The sequence below is a fragment of the Paracoccus zhouxuedongae genome (genome assembly GCF_041927815.1).
Taxonomy (GTDB): Bacteria; Pseudomonadota; Alphaproteobacteria; order Rhodobacterales; family Rhodobacteraceae; genus Paracoccus.
The window spans coordinates 220,959-238,271 of the sequence record NZ_JBHFHM010000003.1; the positions used below are offsets into that span (position 1 = coordinate 220,959).

The following is a 17,313-nucleotide window of genomic DNA, read 5'->3' on the forward strand; positions in this document are numbered from 1 at the left end:
TTTGTCAACGATTTACATGTAAAGCGGGGGCAACATGGTGACAACATCAGATCTGATCGACGCCGGACCGGGGCAGTGGGATTTCTGGATCGACCGCGGCGGCACCTTTACCGATATTGTCGGCCGCGCCCCCGATGGCAGCCTGCATCCGCGAAAGTTATTGTCGGAAAATCCCGGTGTCTATGACGATGCCGCGATCGAGGGAATCCGCCGCCTGCTGGGTGGCCAGATCGACCCGGCGCGGATCGGCACGGTCAAGATGGGCACGACGGTCGCCACCAACGCGCTGCTGGAACGCAAGGGCGAGCCGGTGGCGCTGCTGATCACGCGCGGTTTTCGCGATGCCCTGCGCATCGCCAGCCAAGCCCGGCCCGACATTTTCGCCAAGGAAATCCTGCTGCCCGAACAGCTTTACGACCAGGTGATCGAGGTCGACGAACGCCTGCGCGCCGATGGCAGTGTCGAGACGGCGCTGGACGCCCAAGCGCTGCGCCCGCAACTGGCAGCGCTGCGCGATCAGGGCTATCGGGCGGTGGCGATCGTGCTGATGCACGCCTGGCAGAACCCGGTGCATGAGATCGCCTTGGCCGATCTGGCGCGCGACATGGGCTTTGCGCAGGTCAGTGCCAGCCATCAGGTCAGCCCCTTGGTCAAGCTGATCGGGCGCGGCGATACAACGGTGGTCGATGCCTATCTGTCGCCGATCCTGCGCCGCTATGTCGCGCGGGTGCAGGCCGCGCTTGGCGCCACGCCGCCGGGTCAGCCGGGGCCGGTGCTGCAATTCATGATGTCCAGCGGCGGCCTGACCGCCGCCGAGGCGTTCCAAGGCAAGGATGCGATCCTGTCCGGCCCGGCCGGCGGCGTGGTCGGCATGGTCGAGACCGCCGCGCAGGCCGGGTTCGATCACGTCATTGGCTTTGACATGGGCGGCACCTCGACCGATGTGGCCCATGCGGCGGGCGAATACGAACGCGCCTTTGACACCGAGGTCGCGGGCGTGCGCATCCGCGCCCCGATGATGCGCATCCACACCGTCGCGGCGGGCGGCGGCAGCATCCTTCACGCGCAACAGGGCCGGTTCCGCGTTGGTCCCGACAGCGCCGGGGCCGACCCCGGCCCGGCCTGCTATCGTCGCGGCGGGCCGCTGACCGTGACCGATGCCAATGTCATGCTGGGCAAGCTGAACCCCGAATACTTTCCGGCGATCTTCGGCCCCGGCCAGGATCAACCGCTGGACCGCGACACCGTGGCGGACCGCTTTGCCCGGATCGCCGCCGACACCGGCATGACCCCCGAGGATGCCGCCGAAGGCTTCATCCGCATCGCCGTCGACAATATGGCCAATGCGGTCAAGAAGATCAGCGTGCAGCGCGGCCATGATGTGACGCGCTATTTGCTGAACAGCTTTGGCGGCGCGGGCGGCCAGCACGCCTGTCTGGTGGCCGACGCCCTGGGGATGACCACGGTGCTGATCCATCCGCTGTCGGGCCTGCTGTCGGCCTATGGCATTGGCCTGGCGCGGGTGCGCGTCAGCCGTCAGCGCGGGCTGGTGGTGCCGTTGGGTGATGCTTCGGTGGCGGCGGTGCTGGCCGATCTGCGCGATCAGGTCGATGCCGATCTGGCGGCGCAAGGCGTGACCGGGGCCGAGCATGGCGAGCGGCTGCACCTGCGCTATGACGGCACCGACACCGCGCTGCACATCCGTTGGATGGGCGACGTCGCCGCCGCCCGCGCCGCCTTCGAGGCCGCGCATCGGGCGCAATTCGGCTTTGTCAGCCCTGACCGCGCGATCATCGTCGAGGCCGCCGAGGTCGAGGGCGTCGAGATCCGCGCGGATGACGCCGCCCCCGGCGCGGCGACCGAGGCCCCCGATCGCCTTCTGCCCGCCACCCGCCACGCGCGGCTGTATTCCGGCGGCAGCTGGCATGACGCCGGGGTGTGGCGGCGCGATGAGCTGTCGCCCGGCGACGTGATCCGCGGCCCCGCGCTGCTGATCGAGCCGAACCAGACCATCGTCGTCGAACCCGGCTGGCAAGCCCATCTGCGCCAGCCCGACCACATCCTGCTGACGCGCCATCAGCCCATCACCCGCCAGCAGGCCGCCGGGACCGCCGCCGATCCGATCCTGCTTGAGGTGTTCAACAACCTGTTCATGAATATCGCCGAACAGATGGGGCTGGCGCTGCAAAATACCGCGCAGTCGGTCAACATAAAGGAAAGGCTGGATTTTTCCTGCGCCGTCTTTGACGCCGATGGCGCGTTGGTGGCCAATGCACCGCATGTGCCGGTGCATCTGGGCAGCATGGACCGCAGCGTCGAAACCGTGATCCGGCAGAACACGGGCGACATCCGCCCCGGCGATGTCTTTGCCCTGAACGCGCCCTATAACGGTGGCACGCACCTGCCTGACATCACGGTGATTTCCCCGGTTTTTCAGGGGAATAGGATCATCTTCTGGGTTGCCTCGCGCGGGCATCACGCCGATGTGGGCGGCACCGCGCCGGGATCCATGACCCCGCTGGCCATCACGGTTGAGGAGGAGGGGGTGCTGATCGACAACCTGCTGCTGGCGCGCGACGGCACCTTCCGCGAGGACGCGATGCGCGCGCGGCTGACCGGTCATCGCTATCCCGCCCGCAACCCCGATCAGAACGTGGCCGACCTGCGCGCCCAGATCGCGGCGAACGAACGCGGCATGGCTGAATTGCGTCGGATGGTCGACGACTTCGGCCTGCCTGTCGTGCAGGCCTATATGGGCCATGTCCAGGATAACGCCGCCGAGGAGGTTCGTCGTCTGATCAGCCGCCTGTCGGACTGCGCCTATGACTATCCGACCGACACCGGCCAGGTGATCCGGGTGCGCATCACCGTCGACCGGGATGCGCGGCAAGCGACGGTCGATTTCACCGGCACCTCGGATGCGATGGCCAACAATTTCAACGCGCCCGAGCCGGTGACGCGCGCCGCCGTCCTTTACTGCTTCCGCGTGATGGTTGAGGCGCCGATCCCGATGAATGCCGGCTGCCTGCGCCCGATCCGTATCATCGTGCCACCGGGGTCGATGCTGTCGCCGCGTTACCCGCGCGCCGTGGTGGCCGGCAATGTCGAGACCAGCCAGCATGTGACCAACGCGATCTTTGGCGCGCTTGGGGCGATGGCCAATTCGCAGGGCACGATGAACAACCTGACCTTTGGCAACGACCGCTATCAATATTACGAAACCCTGTGTTCGGGCAGCCCGGCGGGCCAGATGAACGACGGTCGCGGCTTTGCGGGCACGGCTGGGGTGCAGGTCCACATGACGAACTCGCGCCTGACCGACCCCGAGATCCTGGAGATGCGCTATCCGGTCGTGTTGGAGAACTTCGCCCTGCGCCCCGGTTCCGGCGGGGGCGGGGCCTTTGCCGGGGGCGATGGCACGATCCGGACCATCCGCTTTCTGGAAAGGATGGATTGCGCGATCCTGTCCAGCCATCGCAATCGTGCGCCGCAGGGCATCGGGGGTGGCGGCGACGGCCAGCCCGGACGAACCGAGGTGCGCCGCGCCGATGGCCGGGTTGAGGTTCTGGCCGCCTGCGCCCAGACGGTGCTGGAGCCGGGTGAGGCGGTGACGCTGATCACGCCCACGCCGGGGGGGTATGGCCGGGGCTAAGGCTTGCCTTGCGGGTCGGCGCGCGCCTATATCGCGCCGACCCCGCCCGACAGGATCGCCATGCGCCTGCCCCGTCTTGCCCAAGCTGTGATGCGTCTGGCCCTGCTGGTGGCGATCGCGCTGCCCGCGCAGGCGTTGCAGCCGCTGGAAACCGACAGCCGCGTGCTGGCGCCGCCGCCCGCGCGGGCCGAACGGCGCTGTTCGGGTGACGGGCATAGCTGCATTACGCTGGGGGCCTTTATCCCCGACACCTGCCGCGCGATTGAAACGCACGCCCGGCTGAATGCGCTCGACCCGCATTTTTTCGCCCGCCTCTTGTGGCGCGAAAGCCGCTTTGATCCGGGCGCGATCAGCCCCGCGGGTGCGCTTGGCATCGCGCAATTCATGCCTGGCACAGCGCGCATCGTCGGGCTGGACGACCCGATGAACCCGGCCGAGGCGATCCGCTTTTCCGCCGCCTATCTATCCCGCCTGCGCGACCGGTTCGGCAATCTGGGCCTGGCTGCCGTCGCCTATAACGGCGGCGAGGATCGCGCCGCGCGGTTTATCGCCAAGGGTGGCCGGCTGCCCTATGAGACGCAGGACTATGTCCTGGCGATCACCGGCTTCACCGCCGAGGATTGGCGCGAATCGCCCCCCGCAAAGGTCGATCTGCGGCTGTCCAGGACCGACAGCTTTCATCAGGCCTGCGTGACCTTGGCCGCCAAGCGCCGCATCACCGAGTTCGCCACCCCCGAACGGGTCTGGCCATGGGGTGCGATTGTCGCCACCTCGACCAGCCGCGCCGGGGCGCAGCGTCAGGCCGACCGGATGCTGTCGCGTCTGCAACCGATCCTGGGCGGCAAAACCGTGTCCTATCATCGGCTTAAGCTGCGCGGGCGCGGGCGTTACATGCATACCGCCCAGGTCGGCTGGGATGATCGCAGCGATGCCTATGCGTTCTGCCAACTGCTGCGGGCGCGCGGCGGTGCCTGCATGGTGCTGAAAAACTAGGTTGAATGCGACGGATTTTGGATGGGTCGGCTAGGGATGAAAATCGTCGCCTGTTAGCACAGCCTTAACACCTGCTGGCGCATGGTCCGGTCCAAGGACTTTGCAGCAGAAAGGCGCATCCCATGTCCATTTCGTCTTCGCTGAACGCGGGTGTTGCGGGGCTGGCCGCGAATGCGACGCGGCTGGCGACCATTTCCGACAACATCGCCAACTCGGGAACCTACGGATACAAGCGCGCATCCGCCGATTTCGAGGGGATGGTCATTAACCAGTCCCGCGGTGCCGGCGTCTATTCGGCGGGCGGGGTGCGCGCACATACCGCCCGGCTGGTCGATGAACGGGGCGCGCTCGTCTCGACCTCCAATGCGCTGGATCTGGCGGTGTCGGGGCGCGGGATGCTGCCGGTCGCGCCCTCGGTGACGCTGGACAATACCACCATGGGCGACAAGCCGATGATGATGACCACAACCGGTGCCTTTCGCCCGGATTCCAAGGGGGTGTTGCGCACTGACACCGGACTTGTGCTGATGGGCTGGCCGGCCAATGCCGATGGCACCATCCCGGTGATGCCGCGCGATACCGTATCAGGGCTGCGCCCGGTGGTGGTGAATGCCAACCAGACGGCGGGCGACCCGACCACGGTGATGGGCCTGGGCGTCAACCTGCCCGCCGTCGAAACCGAGGTCGGGGCCGCTGGCACCACGCTGCCGCTGTCGGTGGAATACTTCGGCAACCTCGGCACCTCCGAGACGCTGAACATCACCTTCAAGCCGACCGTGCCGACTGCGGGCGCGTCGAACACCTGGACGATGGTCATCAAGGACAGCGCTCAAGCCAATGCCGTGATTGGTGAATACAAACTGGTCTTTGATGACAGTCGGGGCAGCGGCGGCACGCTGGCCTCGGTCACGCAGGTGGGTGGCGGCGCCTATGATCCGGCCACCGGAACGCTGGCGCTGTCGGTCAAGGGCGGGCCGCTGAAGATGACGATCGGCAAGCTGGGCGATCCGAACGGCCTGACGCAGTTGTCGAACAAGTTCGCGCCGACCTCGATCACCAAGGATGGCTCACCCGTCGGCAACCTTACCGCCGTCGAGGTGGACGAAAAGGGCTATCTGCGCGCCACCTATGACACCGGCTTCATCCGCACCATCTATCAGGTGCCGCTGGTCGACGTGCCGAACCCCAATGGCCTGACCTCGCTCAGCAATCAGGTGTTTCAGGTGTCGCCCAGCTCGGGGTCGTTCTTCCTGTGGGATGCGGGTGACGGCCCGACCGGCGCGGTCGTCGGCTATGCGCGCGAAGGTTCCACGACCGATGTCGCGGCGGAACTGACCAACCTGATCCAGACGCAGCGCGCCTATTCGTCGAACGCGAAGGTGATCCAGACCGTCGACGAGATGCTTCAGGAAACCACGAATATCAAACGGTGATAGGACACCAGGATGAGCCTGTCGGGGTCACTTTCCAACGCATTGTCCGGGCTGACAGCCGCCGCACGGGCGACCGAGATCGTGTCCTCGAACATATCGAATGCGATGACCGAAGGTCACGCCCGGCGCGAGCTGCAACTTGCGCCCCGGCTGTTCGGGGGGCTTGGTGGCGGCGTTCAGGTGACAGGCGTCAAGCGCGTGGTCGACCAGTCGATCCTGGGCGACCGGCGACTGGCCGACGCTGCGGTCGCCGATTCCAGATTGCGCTCGGACTTTCACAAGCAACTGGAACTGGCACTGGGCAGCCCGACAGTGCCGAACTCGATCTCTGGCCGGATCAGCACGTTGGACACTGCCCTGGTCGAGGCCGCCAGCCGCCCCGACAGTGAGGGGCGCCTGGCCACCGTCATGACGGCCGCGAATGACCTGGCCGCCAGCATCCGCAGCGTCGCCCAGCAGGTGTCGGACGCGCGGACGAATGCCGATCGCGCAATTTCCCGCGACGTGGACTTTGTCAACTCTACCCTCAAAAACCTGGATGAGATGAACGCCCGCATCCTGGCGCAGACCGCTGCGGGCCGCGATACCAGTGCATTGCTGGACCAGCGGCAGGCGATGATCGACGGCCTGTCCAAGGTGATCCCGGTGGTCGAAATGCCGCGCGACAACAACCAGATCGCGCTGTTTTCCAAGGGTGGGGCCATTCTGCTGGATGGAGGGCCTGCCGAACTTTCGTTCACTCCCAAGACCTATGTGACACCCGAGATGTCGCAGGCCCTGGGTGATCTGTCAGGCCTGAAGCTGAACGGGCAGGCGATCCCGACCGGGACCACCGGGATCCTGTCTGGTGGCAGCCTGGGCGCCGCATTCCAGTTGCGCGATGAGCTGGCGCCCGCTGCGCAGGTCCAGCTGGATGCCGTCGCGCGCAACCTGATCGACCGCTTTGCGGCGCCCGGCCTTGATCCGACGCGCCCGGCGGGGCAACCGGGGCTGTTCACGGACAAGGGCGCGGCCCTTGACCCGGCGAAAGAGCTGGGCCTTGCCAACCGTCTGACGACCAACGCGCTGCCCGATCCCGCGCGCGGTGGCGCCCTATGGCGGCTGCGCGACGGTCTGGGCGCGACCGCGCCCGGCGACGTCGGCAACGGCAGCCTGCTGTCGGCGCTGGATCGCGCGCTGAATACGCCGCAGGCACCCGCTTCGGGCAATTTCCTTGGGGCCGCCCGCTCGCTTTCGGGCGTCGCCGCGGATCTTCTGTCGCAAGTTTCGTCGCAGCGGCTGGGGGCCGAGGCTGACACGGCCTATGCCACAGCGCGGCAGGAAACATTGAAGACGCTGCACCTGTCGGACGGGGTGGATACCGACGCCGAAATGCAGCGCCTGCTGCAGATCGAACAGGCCTATGCGGCGAATGCCCGCGTGGTTCAGACCATCGACGACATGCTGTCACAATTGCTGAGGTGGTAAGATGAACTTTGTTTCTGTCGGTGACATGGCCCGCGCCTTTCAACTTCGCCACCACAGCGGCGCGCTGAAAACGCAACTCGCCCAGCTTAGCGACGAACTGACGACCGGCCGCAAGCAGGACACGGCGGCGGCCCTGCGCGGCGACTTTACGACACTGGGCGGGGTCGAGGCCTCGCTCGCCTCACTGAAAAGCTACAAGGCGGCCGCTGCCGAGGCCACGCTCATGGTCGATACGATGCAGGCGGCGCTTGGCTCGATCCAGTCGATGACCGCCCGTGCAGGCCCCGCGCTAATCGCCTTTGCCACCACCGCGACACCGGAATCGATCAGCGCCAAGACGGCCGATGTGCACGACAAGTTCATGCAGACGATTACCGCGCTGAACAGCAACGCCGGCGGGCGCTATGTGCTGTCAGGGGCCGCGACCGACCGCCGACCCGTTGCCGAGGGCGCTGACATTCTGGGTTGGCTGCGGACTGCGGTCAGCGGCCAGCTAAGCGCCCGCGACATCGACACGGCGATTTCGGCCTGGTTCGATGCGCCGGCGGGCGGTGGCGGGTTCGTTGATCTGGCCTATCAAGGCTCGGCCAACCCGTTGACCGGCGTGCCCGTTGCGCCCGGCGATATTGTCGACCTGCCGGCGACCGCGACCAGCGCCGAGCTGCGTAACGTCCTGAAAGGGTTGGCGACCGGCGCCTTACTGGCCGAAGGGCTGCTGGCCGGCGACGACACCGAACGCGCGCGTCTGACACGGCTTGCGGGCGAACGCATCCTGTCGGCGGATGGCGGGCTGATCGCGCTTCAGTCGCAACTGGGTATCCGCCAGCAGTCGATCGGTGCCGCCGAAACCCGCAACGCGGCCGAGACTGCCACCATGTCCAAGGTGCGCAGCGCCCTGGCCGAGGCCGACCCCTATGACACCGCCACCGCGCTGGAGGCGGTGCGCGCCCAGATCGAAACGCTTCACTCCCTGACCGCGCGCAATGCGCGCCTGAGCCTGGCGAATTACCTGAAATGATCCGGTTGATCCTGTGCCTCATTCTTCTCTGTCCCGCCTTGGCCGTCGCCGCCCCGGTCCGCATCAAGGATCTGGTCACCATCGACGGTGTCAGGGGCAACGATCTGGTCGGCTATGGGCTGGTGGTCGGGCTTGCCGGCACCGGCGACGGCTTGCGCAATGCGCCATTCACGGAAGACATCATGGCCAACATACTTGAGCGGCTGGGTGTCAATGTCACGGGTGAGGCGTTCCGTCCCAAGAATGTCGCGGCGGTATTGGTCACCGCCAGCCTGCCGCCCTTTGCCCGCGCAGGCAGCCAGATCGACGTGACCGTGTCGGCCATCGGCGACGCCAAAAGCCTTTTGGGCGGATCACTGGTAATGACGCCACTGAACGCCGCCGATGGCGAAATCTACGCCGTCGCACAGGGGACGATCATTTCCGGTGGTGCGGAAGCCTCGGGCAAGGGGGCCAGCGTCACTTTGGGCGTGCCGACGGCCGGTGTCATCCCCTCCGGCGCGCGGGTCGAGCGTGAGATCGAGTTTGACTTTGCAGCGATGCAGACCTTGCGGATGGCGCTGCGGAACCCGGATTTCACCACCGCCAACCGGATCGAACGCGCGATCAACAACACATACGGGCGGCGTGTTGCCACGATGCTGGATTCCGGCACGATCAGCATGGATGTGGCTGCAAGCGATGCCCTGTCGCCTGCGCATTTCATCAGCCAGATCGAGGTGATCGAGGTCGAGCCTGAGCGCCGGGCTCGCGTGGTAGTCGATCAGCGGTCCGGCACGATCGTGATGGGTGAGGATGTGCGGATTTCGCGCGTGGCGGTCAGTCAGGGCAACCTGACGCTGCGCATTCAGGAGGAGCCGATGGTATCTCAGCCCAACCCCTTTGCAGAAGGGGAAACGGTAGTCGTTCCGCGCACGACGGCCTCGGTCGAGGAGGAGCCAGGCATCGGCCTTGCCATGGTGAATGGCGGGACCAACCTGTCGGATGTGGTGGCCGGGCTGAATGCCCTGGGCGTCAGCCCACGCGACATGATCGACATTCTGAAAAGCATCCACGCAGCAGGGGCTCTTCATGCCGAGTTCGTGGTGAACTAGTGGGGTCAAACCGGGATAGCGTGAAGCGCCGCTGCACCCCGTGTCTGACCTTTTGGTGAATCGCGTGTCGTGGAGTTTTGGCTGTCTTGCCGTCCTTTTAGCCGATGGCGTTTGGCTGGACCGTAGCCGGGGCGGCGGTTGCATCTTATCGGCTTGGTCGGATCGTCCGTTCCGGGATCGGGCCGGCATGGGGGAATGGCAGCTTGTTATGCTGCTGAACTGATGCGGCGGCTGTGATTGGCGAATGAATAGCAAAAGGGGCGGATGTGCTGGGCGGGTGCTTTCGGCGAGACGCCTCCGGTCGGGTGGCGGGCGGGGCGGGTGCGGTCCGATTGGCTTGGCCGCTCGTCCTTCCCGGGATTGAGGGGCGTCGGCGCCATGGCGGCGTGTCACTCCGCGGGGAGGGTGCGGCGGCTGTGCCTGGGGAGTGAATACAACAAGGGGGCGGATATGCCGCAAAGTTGCGTTGGCCAAGGCGCGTTTAGCTGGATCGTGGCCTGGGCGGGTGTTGCATTCTGGGCCGGCTCGTCCGTGGCGGGATAGGGGGGCGTTGGGCGGGAGAATAGCATAACGGCGCGGATATGCCGCGCGAGGATCGAGGGTTCGTTCAATCGCCTCAGTCGCAGTTGATCCGTCGTGACCCCCGCCCGAGGTATTCGGAAGTCGCCTTGTGCAGTCGCCTCTCCGCGCTCGGTGCGGCGGGTCCGGAAATCCGCGCCATCGGGGTCTGATCCCGTTGCCTGATCACGAGGCGCACGAAGGTTTCATCCGGTTGCGGGCGTAAGTGGCCGCAAAAACACGGTCCTTGCACAAGGTGTTTCTAAAAAACGCGGTCCGAGTCATTGCAGTGAGCGCGATCTCGCAGCGGAGTTGTGAAAGCGCGGTGTGCTGGCCAGTGCCGAGGTCGCCCGGCACATGTTCGTCGACCACCTTGGTACCCGCTAGATACCGAATTCTTGCGCATAAGGGCCCTGTCGCGGGGAAGATCTGAAAGCGCCGTGCGCTGGTGGGTGCAGAGGGCGCTCGGCACTTGTTTGCCCACTGCCTTGGCGCCCTGCGAAATACCGATCTCTTGCGCATAAAGGCGCTGCCGCGGGGGCGCTCTGAAAGCGCGGTGCGCTGGCAGGTGCCGAGGTCGCCCCGCAGTTGTTTGCCGCCTACCTTGCCACCCGGAGAGATAACGAACACTTGCGCGCGCAGGATCTGCCGCTGCGGAGTTGTGAAAGCGCGGTGTGCTGGCCAGTGCCGAGGTCACCCGGCACATATTCGACGACCACCTTGGAACCCGCTAGATACCGAATTCTTGCGCATAATGGCCCTGTCGCGGGGAAGATCTGAAAGCGCTGTGCGCAGGCGGTTGCAGAGGGCGCTTGGCACTTGTTTGCCCACTGCCTTGGCGCCCGGCAAGATGCCTGACACTTGTACATAGAGGCCCTGCCGCGGGGACGCTTTGAAGGTGCCGTGCGCTCGCAGGTGCCGAGGTCGCTCGGCACCGTGTCGCGCGAATACCGCAGCACCGCGCGGGAGGCCGATCACTACGGCTGCCTTGCAGGGCGTAACTTGCCACGAATGCCGTGTTGGCGGGCCCTGCCGCCGCTGCACAAATCCGGCTTGGCGACGGTGATTGCGGTCTCTGATCAATGGATCAAGCCCTTGCCCCGCCAGATCGGCGGCCAAAAGACAACAGCCCGCGTCGGTGCGCGGGCTGTCTGGGTCGGTGTCAGGCGAAGCGCCCGTGGCAATGCTTGAACTTCTCGCCCGATCCGCAGGGGCAGGGGTCATTGCGCGACGGGTTGCCCCAGGTTGACGGGTCGGCTTCGTCGAAACCCGCCAGGCGGCCTTCGGGTGCCGGGGCGGCGTCCGGCGAGGGCGGGGCTGCGGCGCCGCGATTGGTGGCGTCGGCGGCGGCGACCTGCGCCTGATACTGGCGCATCATCTCCTCGCGTTCGGCCTCGGTCAGCGGGCGAAGCTGGCCGATGCGCTGGGTGACGGCACCGCGCAGCCCCTCCAGCAGGTTTTCAAACAGCTGGAAACTCTCGGTCTTGTATTCCGACAGCGGGTCACGCTGCGCATAGCCGCGGAAGCCGACGACGGACCGCAGATGTTCCAGCGTCACCAGATGCTCGCGCCATTTGGTGTCGATCATCTGCAACAGCACCTGCTTTTCGACCTGGCGCATGGTCTCGGGGCCGAAGGCGGCCTCCTTGTCGGCCATGAAGCGGTCGGTCGCCTCTTTCAGGCGCTCGGTGATGGCTTCCTGATCCACGCCTTCCTCGGCCGCCCAGGTCTGAATCGGCAGGTCGATGTTGATGCCTTCGATCACCGCGCGATGCAGCCCGGCGGCATCCCATTGTTCGGGATAGCTTTTCGGCGGCATATGGGTGTCGACCAGATCCTCGATCACCTGATGGCGCATATCGGCCACAATCTCGGACGTGTCGTCGCTGTCCATGATCTCGCGGCGCTGGCTGAAGATCGCCTTGCGCTGATCGTTCATCACATCATCGAACTTCAGCAACTGCTTGCGCACGTCGAAGTTGCGGCCCTCGACCTTGGCCTGGGCGCGTTCCAGCGACTTGTTCACCCAGGGGTGGATGATCGCCTCGCCGTCCTTCATGCCCAGCTTGGACAGGACCGAATCCAGCCGTTCGGAACCGAAGATGCGCATCAGGTCGTCTTCCAGCGACAGGAAGAACAGCGACCGCCCCGGATCGCCCTGCCGGCCCGAGCGACCGCGCAACTGGTTGTCGATGCGGCGGCTTTCGTGGCGTTCAGTGGCCAGCACATACAGGCCACCCGCATCCAGAACGCGGGCCTTTTCATCGGCATGTTCAGCCTCGATCCGGGCGCGCAGATCGTCGGGATGGGCGTCGGGGTCGGCGGCCAGGGCCTCCATCACCTTCATCTCGACATTGCCGCCCAACTGGATGTCGGTGCCGCGACCGGCCATGTTGGTGGCGATGGTGACGGCGCCGAACTTGCCGGCATCGGCCACGATCTTGGCCTCTTGCTCGTGCTGGCGGGCGTTCAGGACGTTGTGGGGGATTCCCTCGGCCTTCAGCATCTCGGCCAGCATTTCCGACTTTTCGATGGAGGTGGTGCCAACCAGGATCGGCTGGCCACGGCCATGGGCGTCCTTGATCTCCTCGATGACAGCCCGATACTTGTCGGCGGCGGTGCGATAGACACGATCATGTTCGTCGATCCGCGCCACGCCACGGTTGGTCGGCACCTCGACCACGCCCAGCTTGTAGATCTCGGCGAACTCGTCGGCCTCGGTCGCGGCGGTGCCGGTCATGCCGCCCAGCTTGTCATACAGGCGGAAGTAGTTCTGGAACGTCACGCTGGCGAGGGTGACGTTTTCGGACTGGATCTTGACGCCTTCCTTGGCCTCGATCGCCTGATGCAGGCCGTCCGACAGGCGGCGGCCCTTCATCATGCGGCCGGTGAACTCGTCGATCAGCACCACCTCGCCGTCGCGGACGATATAGTTCTGGTCGCGGTGAAACAGCTTGTGGGCGCGCAGGGCCTGGGTGACGTGGTGCACGACGCTGGTGGATTCCGGGTCATACAGCGTCTGCCCCTCGGGCAGGACACCGGCCTGATGCAGGCGCTGTTCCAGAAACTCGTTGCCTTCCTCGGTGAAGGTGGCGTTGCGGGCTTTTTCGTCCAGCTTGAAATGGCTGTCGTCCAGTTCGGGGATGAACTTGTCCAGCGCCACATACAGGTCGGACCGGTCCTGCGACGGACCCGAGATGATCAGCGGTGTCCGCGCCTCGTCGATCAGAATGCTGTCGACCTCATCCACGATGGCAAAGTAATGGTCGCGCTGGACCATTTCCTCGATCGTGCCCTTCATGTTGTCGCGCAGGTAATCGAAGCCCAGTTCGTTGTTCGTCGCATAGGTGATGTCGGCCTGATAGGCGCCGCGCTTTTCTCCATCGGCCTGGAACGGATAGACGACGCCGGTGGTCATCCCCAGGGCGGCATAGACCTTGGACATCCATTCCGCGTCACGCTTGGCCAGGTAATCGTTGACCGTGACCACGTGCACGCCGCGCCCGGTCAGCGCGTTCAGATAGGCCGGGAAGGTGGCGACAAGCGTCTTGCCTTCGCCGGTCTTCATCTCGGCGATATTGCCCTGATGCAGGAAGATGCCACCCATCAGCTGCACGTCAAAGGCGCGCAGACCAAGCGCGCGGCGCGCGGCCTCACGGCAGTTGGCGAAGGCCTCGGGCAACAGCTTGTCCAGGCTTTCCCCGGCTGCATGGCGATCCTTGAACGACTGGGTGCGTTCCTTGATCTGATCGTCGGTCAGCGCCTGATAGTCGGCCTCAAGCGCGTTGATCTGGGCCACCAGCGGGCGAACCGATTTCACCTTGCGGTCGTTCGGCGTGCCAAACAGCTTGCGTGCGATAGTTCCGAGGCCCAGCATGTGATCTCCGCCTGGCTTGCATGACTTATTCGTGTGAGACGCGGCCTTGCCCGGCCTTCAATGCTTGCCTAGAACGGCTGCGATCAAAGGCCTGACGGCCCCCACAGGACCACCGCGATGTAAGCGGCCCCCGTCAGACTGTCAACGCTGCGGCCCCCGATGCACGGGCCAGCCGCATTACAGGAGTGTCACGATATGGCGATGAAAACCCGTTTCTGGCTGGCCGGTGCCACCGCGATGATGCTGGCCCTGCCCGCCCAGGCCGAGGTGACGGGTGAAACCGTCGTCGCCACCGTGAATGGCGAACAGATCACGCTGGCGCAGATGATCGCCGTGCGTGAGGGCCTGCAAGAGCAATTCGGCCAGATGCCCCCCCAGGAACTGTATGACGCGATCCTGGATCAGATGGTGCGTCAGGTCGCGCTGTCGCAGGTGGGTGATGGCGAAAAGACCAAGCGTGATGAGGTCGCCCTGGTGCTGGATCGCCGCGCCTATCTGGCCGGTGCCGTGCTGGAACGCGCCGCCCGTGTCGAGGTGCCCGAGGAGCAGCTGAAGGCGGCCTATGACAAGCAATTCGCCAGTGCCGAGCCGAAGCAAGAGTTCAATGCCGCGCATATCCTGGTCGAGACAGAGGACGAGGCCAAGGCCATCAAGGCCGAGATCGACGGCGGCAAGGATTTTGGCGAGATTGCCAAGGAAAAGTCGACGGGTCCGTCTGGCCCGAACTCGGGCGATCTGGGCTGGTTCACGCTGGACATGATGGTGCAGCCCTTTGCGGATGCGGTCAGCAAGCTGGAGGCCGGGAAGGTGTCCGATCCGGTGCAGACCCAGTTCGGCTGGCATGTCATCAAGCTGAACGAGGTGCGCAACGCCGCCGTGCCCAGCTTTGATGAGGTCAAGGACCAGTTGGCCGCCCAGGCGCAATCGCAGGCGATGGAGGCCAAGATGACCGAGGTGATGGAGGCCGCGAAGGTCGAAAAGCCCGCCGAGGCCATCGACCCCGCCCTGCTGACCAAGACCGAATTGCTGGACCAGTAAGCGCAGCCGCAACCGGGGGATGATCCGATGGCAAAGAAGGACGATTGGAAGGCCAAGGCCAAGAAGTTCCGGGCCAAGCTGGACAAGCTGAAGGCACGCATGGGCGAGGATGAGGCCGCGCCCGCCGCGCCCGATGCGGCTGCGAAGCCCGCCAAGAAGGTCATCGTGTCGCCCCTGGCGCCTGCATCCTTTCCGGCGCTGCCGGTGATCGAGGGCGTGTCCTTTGCCGCTGCTGCGGCGGGGGTGCGTTACGCCGGGCGCACCGATGTGATGCTGGTGCGTCTGGCCCCCGGCACCGCCATCGCCGGGGCCTTTACCCGGTCATCGACCCGCGCCGCCTGTGTGCTGGATTGCCAGGCCAAGCTGGCCGCAGGGGCCGCGGGCAACCGGGGCGCGGCGATTGTCGTGAACTCGGGCAATGCCAATGCCTTTACCGGCGCGGCGGGCCAGCAATCCGTCGATGCTGTGACCGGCGCGGTGGCCAAGGCGCTGAACATGCCGGCGGGGCGGGTGTTCTCGTCCTCGACCGGGGTGATCGGTGAGCCGCTGCCCCATGACCGGATCGTCGCTGCCGTGCCCGGCCTGGTCGAGGCGCTGGACCCCGACGGGATCGAGGCCGCGGCCCGCGCGATCATGACCACCGACACCTTCCCCAAGGGCGCGATGGCCGAGGTCGCGGGCGAGGGCGGCGTGATCCGCATCGCCGGGATCGCAAAGGGTTCGGGGATGATCGCGCCCGATATGGCGACGATGCTGGTTTACATCTTCACCGATGCGAAGATCGCGCCCGAGCTGCTGCAACGCGCCGTCAGCCGTCATCTGGACGGCAGCTTCAACGCGATCACGGTGGATAGCGATACCTCGACCTCGGATGCGCTGATCGTGGCGGCGACGGGTAAGAGCAAGTCCGCCGAGATCACTAACCTCGGCCGGGGCGTGGGCCGCGCCTTCAGTCAGGCTTTGGCCGGGGTGATGCGCGATCTGGCGCATCAGGTGGTGCGTGACGGCGAAGGCGCGACCAAGTTCGTCGAGGTGCGGGTGACGGGTGCCGCGACCAAGGCCGATGCCCGGCGCGTGGCGATGGCGGTGGCGAACTCGCCGCTGGTCAAGACCGCGATCGCCGGTCAGGATGCGAACTGGGGCCGGGTGGTGGCCGCCGTGGGCAAGTCGGGCGCCAAGGCCGACCGCGACCGGCTGACGATCCGCTTCGGCGACATGGTTCTGGCCGAAAACGGCTGGCGCGCGCCCGATTACAGCGAGGATGCCGCGAGCGCCTATATGCAGCAGGACGAGCTGGTGATCGGCGTCGATCTGGGGCTGGGGCGGGCGGCCACCTCGGTCTGGACCTGCGATCTGACGCATCGCTATATCGACATCAACGCCGATTACCGGTCCTGAGGGCGGACCGGGGGCTTCGCGCCCCCGAACCCCCGCGGGATGTTTCAGCCAAGAAGAAGGGGCCGCGATGCGCATGGTTCTGGTGACTGCGGTGGCCCTGATCGACCCCGACGGGCGGGTGCTGTTGGCGCAGCGGCCCGAGGGCAAGTCCCTGGCCGGTCTGTGGGAGTTTCCGGGTGGCAAGGTCGAGCCGGGCGAGACGCCGGAAGCCGCGCTGATCCGCGAGCTGCATGAGGAGCTGGGGATCGAGACCTGGTCCTCCTGCCTGGCGCCGCTGACCTTTGCCAGCCATGGCTATGACGATTTCCACCTGTTGATGCCGCTGTTCGTCTGTCGCAAATGGGGCGGCATCCCGTCCCCGCGTGAGGGGCAGAAGCTGGCCTGGGTCAAGCCCGGCGATCTGGCGCGCTATCCGATGCCGCCCGCCGACCTGCCGCTGATCCCGATCCTGCGGGATTGGCTATAGCGGCATTTGCCTGAAAATTGGGCAGTCCGCTGCTCTCCTCGGGTGCAACCATAGCGCGAAAGTCGCAGGCGCCCGGCCCGTGAACGGTTTCGGTCAGATTTTGCTTGAATGCGCAATGCACCTTGGCAAATCTTGGCCAACGCGATCATTCGGGAAGGGGGAGGGAACACCCATGTTGCGCACGATTTCAATCGGAAGCTGCGTGTCCGTGCAGGGCCTGTTCGAGGGGCTGACGGCCAGCGGCACGATGCTGGTGCGGGTCGGTGACCGGCTGTTCGAGGGCCATCCGGTTTCCGCCTGACGCGCCCTGCATCCAGGC

Annotated in this window: 11 protein-coding genes; 10 read left to right on the plus strand and 1 reads right to left on the minus strand. The window is 65.7% G+C overall.

From position 1 onward, the window contains the following. Positions 1–37: 37 nt before the first annotated feature. The 6 genes from ACEYYA_RS05755 to ACEYYA_RS05780 all read left to right on the plus strand — a co-directional run bounded on the left by ACEYYA_RS05755 (position 38) and on the right by ACEYYA_RS05780 (position 9,657). Positions 38–3,652 (plus strand): hydantoinase B/oxoprolinase family protein, encoded by a 3,615-nt coding sequence (locus ACEYYA_RS05755; RefSeq protein ID WP_374798517.1) that lies wholly within the window; start codon positions 38–40, stop codon positions 3,650–3,652. 60 nt (positions 3,653–3,712) lie between these two features. Continuing rightward, complete coding sequence (locus ACEYYA_RS05760) at positions 3,713–4,645, plus strand: lytic transglycosylase domain-containing protein (RefSeq protein ID WP_374798518.1); 933 nt, start codon at positions 3,713–3,715, stop codon at positions 4,643–4,645. 122 nt (positions 4,646–4,767) lie between these two features. Beyond that, a complete protein-coding gene (locus ACEYYA_RS05765) occupies positions 4,768–6,078 on the plus strand; it encodes a flagellar hook protein FlgE (RefSeq protein WP_374798520.1) in 1,311 nt (436 codons plus the stop codon). Positions 6,079–6,090: 12 nt separating this feature from the next. Further along, positions 6,091–7,545 carry a flagellar hook-associated protein FlgK gene (gene flgK / locus ACEYYA_RS05770; protein ID WP_374798522.1) on the plus strand — a complete coding sequence of 485 codons (1,455 nt, stop codon included), beginning with the start codon at positions 6,091–6,093 and terminating at the stop codon, positions 7,543–7,545. Position 7,546: 1 nt separating this feature from the next. Further along, positions 7,547–8,563, plus strand: coding sequence for a flagellar hook protein (locus ACEYYA_RS05775; protein ID WP_374798524.1), 1,017 nt, complete (start codon positions 7,547–7,549; stop codon positions 8,561–8,563). Next, positions 8,560–9,657 (plus strand): flagellar basal body P-ring protein FlgI, encoded by a 1,098-nt coding sequence (locus tag ACEYYA_RS05780; protein WP_374798526.1) that lies wholly within the window; start codon positions 8,560–8,562, stop codon positions 9,655–9,657. The genes ACEYYA_RS05775 and ACEYYA_RS05780 overlap by 4 nt, the downstream gene beginning before the upstream one ends. A 1,720-nt stretch (positions 9,658–11,377) precedes the next feature. Here the strand turns inward: ACEYYA_RS05780 and secA are convergent. Then, a complete protein-coding gene (secA, locus tag ACEYYA_RS05785) occupies positions 11,378–14,092 on the minus strand; it encodes a preprotein translocase subunit SecA (protein WP_374798528.1) in 2,715 nt (904 codons plus the stop codon). 195 nt (positions 14,093–14,287) lie between these two features. Here secA and ACEYYA_RS05790 point away from each other — a divergent pair, with 195 nt between their 5' ends. The 4 genes from ACEYYA_RS05790 to ACEYYA_RS05805 all read left to right on the plus strand — a co-directional run bounded on the left by ACEYYA_RS05790 (position 14,288) and on the right by ACEYYA_RS05805 (position 17,295). Continuing rightward, positions 14,288–15,130, plus strand: coding sequence for a peptidylprolyl isomerase (locus ACEYYA_RS05790; protein ID WP_374798529.1), 843 nt, complete (start codon positions 14,288–14,290; stop codon positions 15,128–15,130). A 27-nt stretch (positions 15,131–15,157) separates the two neighbouring features. Next, positions 15,158–16,528: a bifunctional glutamate N-acetyltransferase/amino-acid acetyltransferase ArgJ gene (argJ, locus tag ACEYYA_RS05795; protein ID WP_374798530.1), complete on the plus strand. Its 1,371-nt coding sequence runs from the start codon at positions 15,158–15,160 to the stop codon at positions 16,526–16,528. A 67-nt stretch (positions 16,529–16,595) separates the two neighbouring features. Then, positions 16,596–16,994, plus strand: a complete 399-nt coding sequence (locus ACEYYA_RS05800; RefSeq protein ID WP_374798532.1) for a (deoxy)nucleoside triphosphate pyrophosphohydrolase — start codon at positions 16,596–16,598, stop codon at positions 16,992–16,994. A gap of 172 nt (positions 16,995–17,166) precedes the next feature. Beyond that, positions 17,167–17,295: a hypothetical protein gene (locus ACEYYA_RS05805; RefSeq protein WP_374798534.1), complete on the plus strand. Its 129-nt coding sequence runs from the start codon at positions 17,167–17,169 to the stop codon at positions 17,293–17,295. The last annotated feature ends 18 nt before the right edge of the window (positions 17,296–17,313 follow it).